Source organism: Micromonospora marina (assembly GCF_900091565.1).
Lineage (GTDB): Bacteria > Actinomycetota > Actinomycetes > Mycobacteriales > Micromonosporaceae > Micromonospora > Micromonospora marina.
In genome coordinates, this window is sequence record NZ_FMCV01000001.1 from 444,755 (window position 1) to 460,304 (window position 15,550).

At 73.3% G+C, this 15,550-nt stretch carries 16 protein-coding genes and 1 pseudogene; 4 read left to right on the forward strand and 13 right to left on the reverse strand.

Going from position 1 to position 15,550, the window contains the following annotated elements; all coding sequences use genetic code 11:
* Window positions 1-234: 234 nt before the first annotated feature.
* Window positions 235-1,887 carry a DEAD/DEAH box helicase gene (locus GA0070215_RS02115; protein WP_091041194.1) on the forward strand — a complete coding sequence of 551 codons (1,653 nt, stop codon included), beginning with the start codon at window positions 235-237 and terminating at the stop codon, window positions 1,885-1,887.
* Window positions 1,888-2,047: 160 nt separating this feature from the next.
* Window positions 2,048-3,196: a class I SAM-dependent methyltransferase gene (locus GA0070215_RS02120; RefSeq protein ID WP_018787656.1), complete on the forward strand. Its 1,149-nt coding sequence runs from the start codon at window positions 2,048-2,050 to the stop codon at window positions 3,194-3,196.
* 11 nt (window positions 3,197-3,207) lie between these two features.
* Here the strand turns inward: GA0070215_RS02120 and GA0070215_RS02125 are convergent, their stop codons facing one another.
* The gene (locus tag GA0070215_RS02125; protein ID WP_091041198.1) at window positions 3,208-3,639 is read right to left on the reverse strand and encodes a hypothetical protein; all 432 of its coding nucleotides are present in this window, start codon (window positions 3,637-3,639) and stop codon (window positions 3,208-3,210) included.
* A 191-nt stretch (window positions 3,640-3,830) separates the two neighbouring features.
* Here GA0070215_RS02125 and GA0070215_RS02130 point away from each other — a divergent pair, with 191 nt between their 5' ends.
* A complete protein-coding gene (locus tag GA0070215_RS02130; protein ID WP_026268433.1) occupies window positions 3,831-4,250 on the forward strand; it encodes a helix-turn-helix domain-containing protein in 420 nt (139 codons plus the stop codon).
* A gap of 20 nt (window positions 4,251-4,270) precedes the next feature.
* On the opposite strand, the gene GA0070215_RS02135 is transcribed toward GA0070215_RS02130, so the two are convergent.
* From GA0070215_RS02135 to GA0070215_RS02190, 12 genes and pseudogenes are all read right to left on the reverse strand, one after another.
* Window positions 4,271-5,383 (reverse strand): hypothetical protein, encoded by a 1,113-nt coding sequence (locus GA0070215_RS02135; protein WP_091041202.1) that lies wholly within the window; start codon window positions 5,381-5,383, stop codon window positions 4,271-4,273.
* Window positions 5,376-5,606, reverse strand: coding sequence for a heavy-metal-associated domain-containing protein (locus GA0070215_RS02140; RefSeq protein WP_091041205.1), 231 nt, complete (start codon window positions 5,604-5,606; stop codon window positions 5,376-5,378). Before GA0070215_RS02140 ends, GA0070215_RS02135 begins: the two co-directional genes overlap by 8 nt.
* 151 nt (window positions 5,607-5,757) lie before the next feature.
* On the reverse strand, window positions 5,758-7,869 hold the full coding sequence (locus GA0070215_RS02145) for a RecQ family ATP-dependent DNA helicase (RefSeq protein ID WP_208600261.1): 2,112 nt from the start codon (window positions 7,867-7,869) through the stop codon (window positions 5,758-5,760).
* A complete protein-coding gene (locus GA0070215_RS02150; RefSeq protein WP_231394850.1) occupies window positions 7,866-8,573 on the reverse strand; it encodes a ComEA family DNA-binding protein in 708 nt (235 codons plus the stop codon). The genes GA0070215_RS02145 and GA0070215_RS02150 overlap by 4 nt, the downstream gene beginning before the upstream one ends.
* A gap of 99 nt (window positions 8,574-8,672) precedes the next feature.
* A pseudogene (locus GA0070215_RS02155) lies at window positions 8,673-9,424 on the reverse strand (SDR family NAD(P)-dependent oxidoreductase).
* 114 nt (window positions 9,425-9,538) lie between these two features.
* Window positions 9,539-10,648, reverse strand: coding sequence for a branched-chain amino acid ABC transporter permease (locus GA0070215_RS02160; protein ID WP_091041210.1), 1,110 nt, complete (start codon window positions 10,646-10,648; stop codon window positions 9,539-9,541).
* Window positions 10,645-11,535 (reverse strand): branched-chain amino acid ABC transporter permease, encoded by an 891-nt coding sequence (locus GA0070215_RS02165; protein ID WP_091041213.1) that lies wholly within the window; start codon window positions 11,533-11,535, stop codon window positions 10,645-10,647. The genes GA0070215_RS02160 and GA0070215_RS02165 overlap by 4 nt, the downstream gene beginning before the upstream one ends.
* Entirely contained in the window at window positions 11,532-12,275 is a 744-nt protein-coding gene (locus tag GA0070215_RS02170; RefSeq protein ID WP_018787665.1) for an ABC transporter ATP-binding protein, read from the reverse strand. The genes GA0070215_RS02165 and GA0070215_RS02170 overlap by 4 nt, the downstream gene beginning before the upstream one ends.
* On the reverse strand, window positions 12,272-13,015 hold the full coding sequence (locus GA0070215_RS02175) for an ABC transporter ATP-binding protein (RefSeq protein ID WP_013288706.1): 744 nt from the start codon (window positions 13,013-13,015) through the stop codon (window positions 12,272-12,274). The genes GA0070215_RS02170 and GA0070215_RS02175 overlap by 4 nt, the downstream gene beginning before the upstream one ends.
* Window positions 13,016-13,018: 3 nt before the next feature.
* A complete protein-coding gene (locus GA0070215_RS02180; RefSeq protein ID WP_091041216.1) occupies window positions 13,019-14,221 on the reverse strand; it encodes a substrate-binding domain-containing protein in 1,203 nt (400 codons plus the stop codon).
* A 217-nt stretch (window positions 14,222-14,438) separates the two neighbouring features.
* Entirely contained in the window at window positions 14,439-14,684 is a 246-nt protein-coding gene (locus GA0070215_RS02185; RefSeq protein WP_018787667.1) for a hypothetical protein, read from the reverse strand.
* Complete coding sequence (locus GA0070215_RS02190; protein WP_018787668.1) at window positions 14,681-14,983, reverse strand: DivIVA domain-containing protein; 303 nt, start codon at window positions 14,981-14,983, stop codon at window positions 14,681-14,683. The genes GA0070215_RS02185 and GA0070215_RS02190 overlap by 4 nt, the downstream gene beginning before the upstream one ends.
* Window positions 14,984-15,261: 278 nt before the next feature.
* On the opposite strand from GA0070215_RS02190, the gene GA0070215_RS02195 reads away from it, so the two are divergent.
* Window positions 15,262-15,489: a GntR family transcriptional regulator gene (locus GA0070215_RS02195; RefSeq protein ID WP_091041219.1), complete on the forward strand. Its 228-nt coding sequence runs from the start codon at window positions 15,262-15,264 to the stop codon at window positions 15,487-15,489.
* The last annotated feature ends 61 nt before the right edge of the window (window positions 15,490-15,550 follow it).

The window sequence follows — 15,550 nt, forward strand, 5'->3', positions numbered from 1 at the left end:
CACCCCGCGTACACGGCCACCACCTGGAATCGGGACGACCCGCTGGCCGTTCAGGTACGATGAGACAGTTGCCGTGGGCACCGATTCGGTCACTTGCTGATCAACGCCGGTCCCCGACGCGCGTGCGGCCCGGTCCGGCTCGGCGAGTTCGCCCCTGACCGCGTGGCCCGCGCCACACCGATCGCGCCCTGAGGACAGAAGGGGCGCACCACGAGAGGGCACCCCCACATCCACATGAGCGAGCAGATTTCCGGCCAGCCACTGGCCCCCACCGCTCCGGTCCCCCCGGAGGCACCCACGTTCGCCGCGCTCGGCGCGCGGCAGGAGACCGTCGAGGCGCTGGCCGCCGCCGGCATCACCCGCGCCTTCGCCATCCAGGAGTACGCGCTGCCGATCGCGCTGCGCGGCGTCGACCTGATCGGGCAGGCGCCGACCGGCACCGGCAAGACGCTCGGCTTCGGCATCCCGCTGCTGGAGCGGGTGTTCGCCCCGTCCGAGGGCAGCGACGGCGTCCCGCAGGCGCTTGTCGTCGTACCCACCCGCGAGCTGGGCATCCAGGTCGCCAAGGACCTCGACGCCGCCGGCCGTACCCGGGGTGTCCGGGTGCTGCCGATCTACGGCGGTGTGGCGTACGAGCCGCAGATCGAGGCGCTCCGCAAGGGCGTCGAGATCCTGGTCGGCACCCCGGGCCGCCTGCTGGACCTGCAGAAGCAGAAGCACCTGCGGCTCGACCGGGTCCGTGCGCTCGTCCTCGACGAGGCCGACCGCATGCTCGACCTGGGCTTCCTGGACGACGTCGAGAAGATCCTGGCGATGCTGCCGGAGGACCGGCAGACCATGCTGTTCTCGGCCACCATGCCGGACCCGATCGTCGCGCTGTCCCGGCGCTTCCTGCGCCGGCCGGTGACGATCCACGCCGGGCACACCGCCGAGACCGGTCCGTCGCCGCAGACCAAGCAGCTCGCGTACCGCACCCACTCGCTGAACAAGGTCGAGATCGTGGCGCGCATCCTGCAGGCCGAGGGCCGCGGGCTGACCATGATCTTCACCCGCACCAAGCGGGCCGCCGACCGGGTCGCCGAGGATCTCGACTTCCGCGGCTTCGCCGTCGCCGCCGTGCACGGTGACCTAGGCCAGGGCGCGCGCGAGCGGGCGCTGCGGGCGTTCCGGGCCGGCAAGATCGACACGTTGGTCGCCACCGACGTGGCCGCCCGGGGCATCGACGTCACGGGCGTCACCCACGTGATCAACTATGACTGCCCCGAGGACCAGGACACCTACACCCACCGCATCGGCCGTACCGGCCGGGCCGGGGCCACGGGTTCCGCCGTGACGTTCGTCGACTGGGACGACATGCCCCGCTGGCGGATCATCGACAAGACGCTCGGGCTGGACATGCCCGAGCCGCCGGAGACGTACCACACCTCCGCGCACCTCTACACGGACCTGGACATCCCGACGGACATCAGCGGCACGCTGCCGACCGCGGAGCGCACCCGGGCCGGCCTGTCCGCCGAGGTCGAGGAGGACCTGGGCGGTGGCGGCCGGTCGCGGCGCGGCGAGCGCCGGGGCGACAGCCGGGGCCGCGAGCGCGGCGACCGCGGCCGGCGCCGGGGCGGCGAGGCCGGTCCCGCCGCCGGTTCGTCCACCGGGCAGGCCGACGGCGGTGACGACGAGACCCCGCGTACCCCGCGTCGGCGGCGTCGTCGCCGGGCCGGCGAGACGGTGGCCGGTGAGCCGACCGCGGTGATCGGCACCGAGGGCACGGCCGAGGCCGCCGCCGCACCGCAGCCCGCGGAGGGCGAGGTCGCGAGCACCAAGCCCCGTCGCCGCCGCCGTCGCCGCAGCGGCACCGGCGCACCCGCCGAGTCCACCACCACCGACTGACGCACACCACGGATACGGCCTCCCGGACCCCGGTCCCGGAGGCCGTCCCCATCCCCGCCCCTCACCCCCTGCGACGATCATGAAGTTGACGGCGCGACACGCCGTGCTCACGGCCGCCAACCTCATGATCGCCGGGGCGGAGGCAGGAAGGTAGGTACTGATGCCGGAAGCGTTGGACTCCGCGCTGGCCGAGGTGCGGGCGCTGCTGCTCGCGCCGGGGCTGACCCGCGCGGTCGCCGCCGGGCGCCGTCGTGGGCAGCGCCCCTCGGTCGTACGCGCGGAACTGCGCCCGGTCACGCTGAAGGCCGGTCCCCGGTTGCAGATCGCCGTCTCCGACGGATCTCGGCCGCACACCCGCAACGTGGCACCCGGCACGGAGGCCGGCGCCGCAGTCGACGAACTGCTCGCCGAACCGTTCGGCAACTGGCACGTCGAGACCGCCGACGCCACGCTCCAACTCCGGGTCACCAAGTCCGGCGAGGCGCAGGTGCACCGTGCGGCGGCCAGCCGTCCGGCCACCGAGCCGGGCGGGCACGATCGCGCCAAGGAGTGGCTGCTCGACCCCGGTGATCCCCTGTTCCGGGAGATCGGCGGCTCGGCGGCCAAGCGCCGCCAGGTCGACGCGTTCCTGCGCGCGCTCGCGGCGACGCTGCCCGACGACCTCACCGGCCCGCTGCGCGTGGTGGACCTGGGCTGCGGCAACGCCTACCTGACCTTCGCCGCCTACCGTCACCTGGTCCAGCGCGGCCTGGACGTGACGCTGGTCGGGGTGGACGTGCGCGAGGACCAGCGCCGCCGCAACACCGAGCTGGCCGAGCGCCTGGGTTGGGCCGACCGGGTCGGCTTCGTGGCCGGCACCATCGCCGACGCATCAGTCGAACCGGCACCCGACCTGGTGCTGGCGCTGCACGCCTGCGACACCGCGACCGACGAGGCGCTGGCCCGGGCCGTGCGCTGGGGCGCCCGCTGGGTGCTCGCCGCGCCCTGCTGCCACCACGACCTGGCCGCCCAGCTCCGCGCCGGTCCGGCCCCGGCACCGTACGAGTTGCTGACCCGGCAGGGCATCCTACGGGAGCGGTTCGCCGACGTGCTCACCGACTCGCTGCGGGCCGCGCTGCTGCGACTGCACGGCTACCGCGCCGAGGTGGTGGAGTTCGTCGACTCCCAGCACACCCCGCGCAACCTGCTCATCCGGGCCCGGCGGACAGCCGGTGCGCCGACCGACGGGCAGCGCGCCGAGTATCGCGAGCTGGTCGGCCAGTGGGGTGTCACGCCCCGGCTGGAGACGCTGCTGACCGAGGCGCGCTGAGCGGCAGCGGTCTACCGTCCCCGGTCGCCCCGGTTGCGGTCGCCCCGGTCCAGCACCGGCACCCGCTCACCGGCGCCCCGGTTCGGCGCCCGCGCGCCGTCGTGCGGTGCGCTCGGGAACGGCACCACCTTGCCGGGCTGCTCGGCGTTCCCGGCGGCGGCGAAGGCGTTCCACGAGATGTCGACGAGCAGCCGCTTCAGCTCGGCGTGCCGCGCGGCGGCGTTGCGCTGCAACGCCAGCCGAGCGCCGAGCACCACCGCGGCCAGGGTGGTGCAGATCGCGCCGGTGGCGGCGATCAGGTGTACGCCGGTCGCCTCGACGCCGCGTACCGCCAGCACCAGCAGCCAGATCCAGAACCCGAGCGCGAACACCGCGGCCTTGGCCACGAAGAACAGGCTCACCGCGCCGGGGCGATGCGGTACGGGACGTTCCGGCTCGGCCATGCTGCTCCTCCATCGACTCACAGGGTTCCCTCAGCCTATTACCCGAAGCGTATTGCCCGAAGCGAGCTTCCGTAGTCGTCCGGGTCTCGCCGACGGGACTTCCGGACCGATCAGTCAGTTACTTCTCCGGCCCGGCGTACTAGGCTCGACGAGCGAGCCGGGCCACCGGAGGAAGGACAGATCCGCCAGGGATGGGTTCCGCAGACGTTTCGCCGCAGATGGCCTTCGCGCGCTTCGTACGCCGGGCCATCGACGCCGCGCGCGAGGAGCGCGGCTGGACGGTGACCGACCTCGCCACCCACACCGGTGTCGGCCGCTCCACAGTGTTCCGCTGGCTGGCCGGCGACTGGCAGGACTACCCCGAACTCGCGAAGGTCCGCGGCTTCTGCGCCGCCCTCGACCTGCCCGTGGCGGCCGCGTTCCGCGCGCTGGGCCTGCCCGACGCCGGGCCGGTGCCCCGCCGCCGGGGTGCCGAGGACGGCCCGGTGGAGGCCGACGTGCGGGTGATCCTGGATCGGCTCGCCGACCCGAACGTGCCCGCCGAGGAGAAGCACCACATCCGCGACCTGCTCCGCTACCTTGCCCGCCGCCCGGTCCGCCGGGCCGGCTGACCGCCCATGCGGCTCGCGACTCAGGCGACGGTCAGCGTGAACTCCGCGGTGCGCACCACGCCGCCGACCTGGAAGTCCAGGAACATCCGGTAGCTGCCCGGCCCCGGCGCGGTCAGCCAGAACGTCACGTCGTCGCCGTCGCGCACCTGCTCCGGGTGCACGTGCAGGTAACCGAGGTCGCCCTGGCGCAACGCCACCAGGTGCCCGTACGCCCCGAGGTACGGCTCCAGCGCCGCCGCCGCGCCGTCCGCGCCGGTGACCCGGAACCGCAGCGGCACCGACTTCCCCACCTCCGGCGTGCCGGTGTACCCGACGGTGAATCCGTCGACGGTGGCCGACGTGGCGGCGGCGGGCAGCGGCCCGGGCCGGTACGCGCCGGACGCGGTCAGGTCGGCACCGAGGACCACGGCGACCTGGCGACCGTCGTCGGCCACCGCGGTGAAGTCCGCGTACATCCGCCAGGGGCCCGCCTCCGGTGGGGTGATCGGCACCGACCAGGTGCCGTCGGCGGCCATCGCCGGGTGCAGGTGCCGGTAGCCGCCGAGGTCACGCCGGACCATGATCACGTGCATCGGTTTGTCGTGCACCACGGCGAACCGGGTGACCGCCCGGCGCTGGTCGTCGCGGATCTGGAAGCGCAGCTCACCGGCGCGGCCCGCGACCAGCCCGGTCGACGGCACCAGCGTGTAGCCGGCCGAGGTGATCGACAGTCCGGTCACGCCGTCGCCGCCGCCCTGGGTGACTGTGGCGCCGTCGTGCGTGTGCGCGCCGGTCCCCGGTGCGTGGGCGTGCACGCCACCGTCGGCGCCGCCCGTGGCGGCCCCGCCGGCCGTCGCGGGCCGGGCCGGGCCGGCCGGCGCGTTCATCCGCCCGAGGCCGAAACCGAGCAGGACGGCGAGCACCAGGCCGCCCACCACCAGGGCCAGCCGCAGCGTCTCCCGGTCCACCGCGACGGGCCCGGCCGTCCCGGCCGGACCACCCGCGCCGTTCCCGGCCAGCGCCGCGTCTCGGGTCAGCACCGCGTCCCGGGTCAGCACCGCGTCCCCGGGCTGCGCAGCGGGAGCGCCTGAGCCCGCCCCGGCGTCGTCGGGGACGACGCCGGGGTCGGAGGTGACTGACGACGACTCAGGCACCGCCGCCGACCAGCTCGTAACCCGCCTCGTCCACGGCGGCACGCACGGACTCGTCGGACAGCGGCGTCGCGCTGGTGACAGTGGCGGTGCCGTTCACCAGATCGATCCGGACCTCGTCGACACCGGGCAGCGCGGACAGCTCCTCGGTCACCGCCTTGACGCAGTGTTCGCAGGTCATCCCGGTCACGGTGTACGTCTGGACGACGGGTCGCTGCTCGGTCATGACCCCACGGTACCGCCGCCCGGGTCCGGGCCCGACGACGGTCCGCCGACGGTGGTGACGCTCGCATTCCGCCCGGCCCGGGAACTTTCCGCGCACGCCCGGACCTCCCCGCGGCGACCGGGAGCACGCCGGGAACCGGCGCCCGGACGGGTCAGCCGGCCACCGCCAGCGCCAGCGGCAGCACGTCCGGCGCACCGGCCCGCCGCAGCAGCCGCGCCACCACGCCCATCGTCCAGCCCGAGTCGACCAGGTCGTCCACCAGCAGCACCGGACCGTCCAGCTCCGCCAACGCACCGGCCAGCTCATCGGGCAGCAGGAAGGCGTCGTGCAGCGCGCGTACCCGCTGGGCGCTGTTGCCGCGCGGCCCGCCACCGCCGGCCGGGACGACCTGGCCGAGCAGCGGCAGCCGGCCCACGGCGGCGATCCGCTCGGCGAGCGAGCCGACCAGCAGCGGTCGCGTCCGGGAGCCGACCGCCACCACGCCCACCGGCCGCCGGGGCCACGGGTCGTCGCCGTGCGCCCACGCCTTCAGCACCTCGACCACGGCCGCCACCACGTCGTCGGGCACCGGGCCGTCCGGCGCCTCCGGCCCGACCAGTCCGCGCAGCCGCCCGCCCCACCCCAGGTCGGACAGGCGCCCCACGGCCCGGCCGGCCAGCGCCTGCTCCGCCGGGGGGATGCGGCCCTTCAGGGGTACGCCGACCGCCTCCAACCCGGTGGGCCAGAGCTTCTTCGGCGGGATCGGCACGCCGGGACGCCCGAGGAACGTCTGCGCGGCGGTCAGCGCCTGATCGGAGACGGCGGCGTCGAACAGCGGGCCGGCGCAGTTGTCGCACCGCCCGCAGTCCTGCGCCCCCGTGTCGTCCAGCCCTTCCCGCAGGTAGCGCATCCGGCAGCCGGACGTCGAGGCGTACTCGCGCATGGCCCGCTGCTCGGCGGCGCGCGCGTCGGCGACGCGCCGCAACCGGGCCTCGTCGTAGACCCACGGCTCGCCGGTCGCGAGCCAGCCGCCACGCACCCGGCGGACCGCGCCGTCCACGTCGAGCACCTTGAGCATCAGCTCCAGCCGGGTCCGGCGCAGGTCGACAACCGGTTCGAGGGCCTGGGTGGAGATCGGCCGGTCGGTGTCCAGCGCGGCGAGCACAGCGCGGACCTGTTCCTCGGGCGGGAAGGCGAGCGAGGCGAAGTACCGCCAGATCGCCGCGTCCTCGACGCCGGGCAGCAGCAGCACCTCGGCGTGCTCGACGGCCCGGCCCGCGCGGCCGACCTGCTGGTAGTAGGCGATCGGCGAGGGCGGCGCGCCCAGGTGCACGACGAAGCCGAGGTCGGGCTTGTCGAAGCCCATGCCGAGCGCGCTGGTGGCGACCAGCGCCTTGATCTTGTTGTCCAGCAGGTCCTGCTCGGCGGCCCGCCGGTCGGCGTCCTCGGCCTGGCCGGTGTACGACGCCACGGACCAGCCCCGGCCGCGCAGGAAGTCGGCCGTCTCGGTGGCCGCCGCGACGGTGAGCGTGTAGACGATCCCCGAGCCGGGGAGCCGGTCCAGGTGATCGGCCAGCCAGGCCAGGCGGTGGGCCGGGCTCGGCAGGTCGAGTACGCCGAGGCGCAGCGACTCCCGGTCCAGGGTGCCCCGCAGCACCAGCGCGTCGCCGAGCTGCTCGGCCACGTCCTGCGTGACCCGGGCGTTGGCGGTGGCGGTGGTGGCCAGCACCGGCGTGCGCTCGGGCAGGTTGGCCAGGAACGTGCGCAGCCGCCGGTAGTCGGGGCGGAAGTCGTGCCCCCAGTCGGAGACGCAGTGCGCCTCGTCGACCACGAGCAGCCCGGTGGTGGCGGCGAGCTTCGGCAGTACCCCGTCGCGGAAGTCGGGGTTGTTCAGGCGCTCCGGGCTGATCAGCAGCACGTCGACCGCACCGGCGTGGATCTCGGCGGTGATCTCGTCCCACTCGTCCAGGTTCGCCGAGTTGATGGTGCGCGCCCGGATGCCGGCGCGGGCGGCGGACTCGACCTGGTTGCGCATCAGCGCCAGCAGCGGCGAGACGATCACGGTCGGCCCGTGCCGACCGCCGTCGCGCAGCAGCGCGGTGGCCACGAAGTAGACGGCCGACTTGCCCCAGCCGGTGCGCTGCACGCAGAGCACCCGGCGCCGGTCGACCACGAGCGCCTCGATGGCCCGCCACTGGTCCTCGCGCAGCCGGGCGTGGTCGCCCGCCAGCCGCCGCAGCACCGCCTCGGCGCGCTCCCGGACGGCCATCCGATCCTGGCTCATCCGGCATTTCTACCAGGGTCCACCGACGTCACCGGCGGACCAGGGGTCGACGAAGGCGGCGCGGGCGGCGATACGGGCGGCAGGAAGATCAGCAGCTCGCGCAGCGAGTCCGTCGCCGCCGCCGGCAGCAGGCACCGCGACGCCAGCTCCTCCATCGACGTGTACGGGCCGCGTATCCGCCGGTCGGCCACCACGTGCTGCGCCTGTGACCGGGTCAGCCCCGGCAGCCCGGCGATCACGTGGTCCGGCACCGAGTTCACGTCCACCAGTCCGCCGTCGTCGTACGCGCGGGGCAGGTCGGGGCGGCCGATGCGCAGGTCGTCCCGCGCCGACGGGTACTGGTAGAGCAGGTACCGGGCGTACTCCCGGCGCAGCCGGCTGCGGTCGGCGTACGGCCGGCCCCGCCACAGGCCACGCAGCCAGGCGAGCAGCCGGCCGTTGAGCAGCACCACGTGCGGGACGCCCGAGATCCAGGTAACCAGCCAGACCAGGATCAGGGCGCCTCGGGGTCCGCTGACCTCCTCCGTCTCGCTGCCGCCGATGACCACCACGAACGTCACGCCGACGGTCAGGTAGTAGACCGCGGCGAGGACGTTGCCCCAGCCCCGCCGCCAGAACCCGTAGAGCAGCACCACCAGCCAGGTGAGCAGGCCGAACGAGAACAGGGCGACGAACGCACCGCTGACTGTCGCGAAGACGCTCAACCACCTGGGCACTCCGGCCGGCCGCCTGGCCGGCGGCACGGGGCCGCCGAACAGCGGCGCAGGGGCGGCGGCCACACGGGGGGCCGCCCCTTCCGCGTGTCAGCGGCCGAGCACGGAACCGCCGTTGACGCCGAGCACCTGCCCGGTGACGTACCCGGCGGACGGGCCGACCAGGTAGCGCACGGCCGCCGCGATGTCGTCCGGCTCACCGGCCCGGCCGACGAGCGTGGCGGCGACCCGCTTGGCGTGCCCCTCCGGCGTCATCCGGTCGCCGAAGAACTCGGTCTCGGCCACGTAGCCGGGGCTGACCACGTTCACAGTGATCTGTTCCGGACCGAGCTGGGCGGCCAGGTCGTACGCCCAGCCGTGCAGTGCGGCCTTCGCGGCCGAGTACGGCCCGCCGCCACCGCGCTGCGCGGCGATCGAGCTGAGCAGGACCACCCGGCCGCCGGGGCGGCTCAGGGCCGGCAGCAGCGCCTCGGTGAGCAGCACGGCGGTCAGCACGTGGCGTCCAGGTTGGCCCGCCACCAGTCCGCCACACCGGCGAGCGAGTCGGTCGACCCGCTGAGGTAACCGCCGGCGTTGTTGACCACGGCATCCACGGCACGATCCCCGACCGCGTCCACCACCGCTCCGACCTGCGCCGGATCGGTCAGGTCGGCGGCGACAGCCACGACCGCCCCGTCCCGCCCGCTCTCGTCACAGATCCGCCGTGCCGTCGATTCGAGCACGTCGCCCCGCCGTCCCACCACGATCACGTCGAACCCGTCGATCACGAGCCCGTGGGCGACGGAGGCCCCGATCCCGGTCCCACCCCCACTGACCACAGCCAGCCGCCGCAGCTCCCCCATGACGTCTCCCCTTCCCCGCTCTCCCCGTTGATCAAGGAGTTTGGGTCATCCTAACCGCGGAATCAGGACACAAACTCCTTGATCAACGGGGAGAGGGGAGGGGGATGGGAGCCGTCAGCGGGGGCGGCGGAGGGCGGTCAGGACGGGGGTCAGGCGGGAGCGCAGGCTGGCCAGGCCGCCGGGGAAGAAGTAGACGGCCAGGATGAACACCGTGCCCAGGACGAACAACGGCTGGCTCAGCGGACGGCTGAGGAACGCGGGCAGGCTGTTCACCGCCTCGCTGCTGCCGAACGCGGTGAGCCGGTGGTCCAGGTACATGTAGAGGACGCCGCCGAGCACCGGCCCCCACCGCGTACCGGGGCCGCCGAGCACCACCATGACCAGCAGCGACAGCGTCAGCTCCGACGAGGTGATGTGCGGGCTGGCGCCGCCGACGATCAGCACGTAGACCACCCCGCCGGCCGACGCGAGACCACCGGCCAGCGTGAACGCGACGAGCTTGAACCGGTACGGGTCGAGCCCGAGCACCCCGATGCGCCGCTCGTCGTCACGCAGCCCGGCCAGCACCCGCCCGGTCGGCGAGGCGCTGACCCGGTGCACGACCAGGACCACGATCGCCAGGTACGCCAGCGCCAGCCAGTACAGGTTCACCGTGTTGGTGACGCCCACCAGCGCCGGCGGCAGCCCTGACACGTCCAGCGGCAAGCCCTCCTCACCGCCGGTGAGGCCACCGAAGTCGCGGGCCACCAGAATCGCCCCGACCTGCGCGAACGCCAGCGTCACCATGGCGAACGCGATGCCCACCGTGCGCAGTGCCACCGCGCCGAGCAGCGCGGCGAGCGTGGTCCCGCCGACCACCGTCAGCACGGCGGCCTGCCACAGCGGCAACCCGGCCTCGGTGACCAGGATGTCGGTGCCGTACACCCCGGCGGCGAAGTAGAGGGCGTGGCCGAAGGAGAGCATTCCGGTACGCCCGAACAGCAGGTCGTATCCGGCCGCGAGCCCGCCGAAGACCAGGCAGATGGCGAGCAGTTGCAGCGTGCCGGGCGAGTTCAGCGGTCCCTCGAAGATGCCCGGCAGGTTCAGCGTGGAGTACGGCAGGACCGCCGCCACCACCAGCGCGACCAGCGGCAGGTACGGGCGCAGTCCGTGCCAGCGGGAACGCCCGGGGGTCAGTTCGTCGGGCACCTGCGCCGGAGGCGCGTCGACCACCGAGTTGGTCATGCGTGAGCCACCTTTCCGGCCAGGCCCTGCGGACGCAGCAGCAGCACCACGGCGAGCAGGCCGACCACGCACAGGTCACCCAGCCCGGACGTGCCGTAGTAGTTGACGAACTGTTGCAGCAGCCCCACCGCGACCGCCGCGTACGCGGACCCGACCACCGAGCCCATCCCGCCGATCACCACCACGATGAAGGCGAAGATCAGCAGCGAGCCGCCCTGCCCCGGCGAGACGGTGCCGAAGTAGACGCCGCCGAGCGCGCCGGCCAGCGCGGCGGCGGCCCCGCCGATCGCGAAGACCAGCGTGAACGCCTTGCGCACGTCGATGCCGAGCGCGGTGACCATCTCCCGGTTCTCCACCCCGGCCCGGATGATCAGGCCGTACCGCGTCCAGCGCAGGAACGCCAGCAGCGCGCCGAGCACCACCACGGCGGCGACGATCAGCAGCAGACCGGCGTTCGGCACCTGGGCGCCGAGCACCGACGTCACGTCCCGGCTCCAGTCCGGGCGCGGGAATGGCCGCGGATCAGCGCCCCAGGTGGCCTGGAGCAGCGCCACCCCGGCCAGCGACAGGCCGACGGTGACGAGCACCTGCTCGATGGTGCGGGAGTAGAGCGGCCGGATCAGCACCAGCTCCACCAGCACCGCGACGAACGAACCGGCCAGCACGCCGAAGACGACAGCCAGGACGAAGCCGAACCCGTCCGGCCCGGCTCCGGGCAGGTTGCCCGAGGCCCACCACGTCGCGTACGCGCCCACGCCGAGGAACAGACCGTGCGCGAAGTTGAGCACGTCGGCGAGGCCGAAGACCAGGGAGAGGCCGGAGGCCACGAGAAAGTAGAGCGCCGCCAGGCCCAGCCCGGTCAGCGTCAGCAGGACCACCGTGTTCACGCGTGCACCTCCCCGGAACCCGAACCCACACCGAGCAGCGACTTGGTAAGCGCGGTCTCCAGCAGCAGTTCGCGGGCGTCGCCGGTCCAGGCGACCTGCCCGGCGGAGAGCACCACCGCGTCGGTCGCCAGTCGCCGTACCACCGCCAGGTTCTGCTCGACCAGCAGCACCGGCACGGATTCCGCCACCCGTTCCAGCACCTCGGCCACCTCGGTCACCACCTTCGGCGCCAGCCCTTTCGTCGGCTCGTCGACCAGCAGCAGCCGGTTGTCGTTCAGCAGCACCCGGCCGATCGCGAGCATCTGCTGCTGCCCGCCGGACAGCGAGCCGGCCCGTTGCCGTCCGCGCCGCTCCAGCTCCGGGAAGAGAGCGAAGACCTTGTCGTACGCGGGCGTGACGCCCCGCCGTTCGGCCAGTCGCAGGTTCTCCGCGACGGTGAGCGCGGCGAACACGCAGCGGTCCTCCGGCACGTAGCCGAGCCCGTCGCGGACCAGCCGGTGGGTGGGGCGCGCGAGCAGGCTCCGGGCCCCCATGCGTACGCTGCCGCGCACCTCGCCGCCGCGCGGCGTCAGCCCGACGATCGCACGCAACGTGGTGGTCTTGCCGACGCCGTTGCGCCCGAGCAGCACCGTGACGCCGGTCGGCGCGACCTCGAACGACACGCCCTGGAGGATGTGCAGTCCGGCGATCCGCACGGACAGGTCCTCGACGGACAGGACCGGCTCACTGCTCGCGTTCACAGGGCCTCCCCCAGGTACGCCTCCTGCACGGTGGCGTTCGCCATCACCGTGTCCGGGGTGTCGCAGGCCAGCAGCGCGCCGTGGTGCATCACGGCGATCCGGTCGGCCAGCTCCAGGATCACGTCCATGTGGTGTTCCACCATGAGCACCGCCCGGCCGCTGTCGCCGGTCAACGACTTGATCACGCTGACCAGCTCGGGCACGTCCTCGGCGCTCACGCCGGCCATCGGCTCGTCCAGCAGCATCACCCGGGGCTCCCCGGCGAGCAGCAGCGCGATCTCCAGCTTGCGCTTCTCGCCGTGGGCCAGGGTGCCGGCGAGCGCCGTACCCCTGTGGTGCAGGCCGACCCGGTCGAGCGCCGCGTCGGCGGCGGCGGCCACCTCCCGGTCGGCCGCCGCCCGCCGCCACAGTTTCATCGAGCCACCCCGGTGTGCCTGTACGGCGAGCCGGACGTTCTCCCGCACGCTCAGCGAGCCGAAGACCGAGGACGCCTGGAAGGTGCGCCCCAGGCCGAGCCGGGCACGCCGGTGCGGCGGAAGCGCGGTGATGTCCGCGCCGTCCAGCAGGACCGTGCCCTCGGTGGGGCGGCGCAGGCCGGTGATCAGGTTGAACAGGGAGGTCTTGCCGGCGCCGTTGGGCCCGATCACGCCGAGGAACTCCCCTGGCGCCAGATCGAGGTAGACGGAGTCGACGATGGCGACCTCACCGATCCGCCAGGTCAGACCGCGGGTGGCGAGCATCGGTCAGCCCTTCATCTGCGCGACCGGCGGCGCGCTCTCGTCACCGGTGAGCGACTTCTGGACGGTGGCCGTGAAGGCGGTGCCACTGCCGGAGAGCTTGGCCTGGTACATCGGCTGGAGCAGCGCGTGGTCCTCGGCGCGGATCTTCATGGCACCCTTGACGCCCTCGAACTCCCAGCCCTCCAGCGCCTGCACCATCTTCTCCACGTCGTCGCCGCCCTCCTGCACGGCACGGACGACCATCTGCGCGGCGGCGAACCCGTCCGGGTGGAACAGGTCGAGCGTGCCGCCCGGCACCTTCGCCTTCGCGGCCTTGGCGGCCTCGGTGTCGCTGGCCCCGTCGAAGTAGTGCGAGAGGAACGAGATCTTGGTGCCGGCCGCGCCGAACGTCGGCCACGAGGCGCGGATGTCCAGGCCGGTGACGACGGTCGTGGAGGCGAGGACGCCCTGCTGGTCGAGCGTCTGCCACATCGCGCCGGCGGTGGTGCCGGCCCAGGCGACGAAGAGCAGGTCCGGCTTGGCGGCCTTGATCTGGCTGGCGAACGGCGTGAACTCGGTGGCGCTGGCCGGGGCCCGGACGCTGCTCACGTTCGCGCCGGCGCCGCCGATCACGGCCTTGACGGCGGCCTCGTTCGCGTCGCCGAACGCGCCGTCCTGCGCGAACACCACGACCTTCTTGTCCGCCGCGTCGCCGATGAACGACCGGGCGGTCACCACGTCCTGCCACGACTGCCGGCCGGAGCGGAACGTGTACTTGTTCGCGCCGGTCACCGCGTCCGTGGCGGCCGGGCCGGAGATGAACAGCACCTTGTTCTGCGCGGCGATCGGCGCCACCTGGAGTGCCACACCGGAGGAGGTGGACCCGGCGATGATCTTCGTGCCCTTGCCGATCATGTCCTTCGCGACGGACACGGCCTTGGCCGGGTCGCCCGCGTCGTCGGCCTCGGTCAGCTCGATCGTACGGTCACCGACCTTGCCGGTGCCCTCGGTGGCGAAGTCGAGGCCCGCCTTGAAACCCTCGATGTACTGCTTGCCGTAGCTGGCGAGCGGGCCGGACTGCGAGTAGACCAGACCGACCTTGACCGGGGCGGCGTCGCCGCCGCCGGATGCGGTGTCCTGCGGGCTGCCACAGGCCGTGGCGGCCAGAGCGACCGCCACCGAGGTGGCGGCGGTAAGGAACACCCGTCGCGTGTGCCGGATCGTCATTGCGACTCCAGGTGAGGACAGGGGGAATGTCAGTTGTCGGCTCACGCTAGAAGTGACGTCACCCACGGGCTATGTGGTCGGCGCACACAAGTGCCCGCGACGGGGTGGCCGCACGTTACAACGCCGGACATCGGCACGTAACCGTACCGACCCGGGATGGCCACGCCCGCCACGCACGCCCCGCCGGGAATGTCGGCCCACGCCATCGCGGGCCGGGTCAGCGCCCGCCGCAGTCCCCGTCGTGGTCGGCCGCCCGCGCGCACCGCCGGCCACCGTCACGTACCCGGTCGCACCAGACCCAGTGGCGTACGGACTGCTCGTCCTCCCGCGACACGGTCGTCCCGGCGCGTTCCACGTCGGCCAGGAACCCGAGGGCCCGGCAGATGGCCCGCGCGAACCCCCGTGCGCCGTCGAGGTCGGCCGCGAGCACCGGCAGGTGTACGACGAACCGCTCCCGGCTCACCGCTGCGCGCCCGGAGTGAACCGGGACTGCCAGCTCTTGAGCGCCTGCTTGATCCGGGTGTTCTCCTCGGCGTGCCGGGACGCGTCGCGCCGGGCCAGCGCCAGGTCACCCGCCACCCGGTAGAGGAAGGCGTGCACCTCCGCCGGGTCGAGCCCGTGCCGCACGGTCCGGAACCGCCGCTCGCGGATCTGCCCGACACTCAGCGGGCGGCACGAGTCCGAGCGGTACCAGCCCTGGTTCGGCGGGCCGCCCTTGCCGCGCCGCCGGGACGGCTGGAACAGGTTGAGCACGTTACGCACGCCGATCCTCCTCGCCGAGCCGTGGAGGCGGCCCGCCCGCAGACAGGGGACGCGGGCGGGCCGCCGGCCCCGAGACCGCAGCCCGTTCGGCGGTACGACCCCGGAGCCCATTCGGGGCCCGGCTCCCGAGGTTTGCCGAACCAACCGGAGCCGGACACGAGTCAGCCTACCCAAAATACCTGTGTAGGTCGAGCGTCCACATCGGGCTTCTAGCTTGTTGCAGTTACTGGTGTAGGCCCGGCATGATCGGAGGTGCCGAACCAACCGGAGTCCTCACCATGCCTACAGCCGAAGCACCGTATCGTCAGATCGCCAACGAACTTGCCGCAAAGATCAGAAGCGGCGAGTTGAAGCCCGGCGACAAGCTGCCCTCGACCCGTGAACTCGCCGAGGCTTACGGCGTCCACATGAACACGGCGTCCCGTGCTCTCTCGTTGCTGCATGATCGCGAGCTGATCACCGGCCAGCCCGGCCGAGGCACATACGTAGCCGAACCCCCGAGCTGACCGGCCCCGATCTTGGAAAGTTCTCGTTCATACCGAACGAGAACTTTCCAAGATTCACATC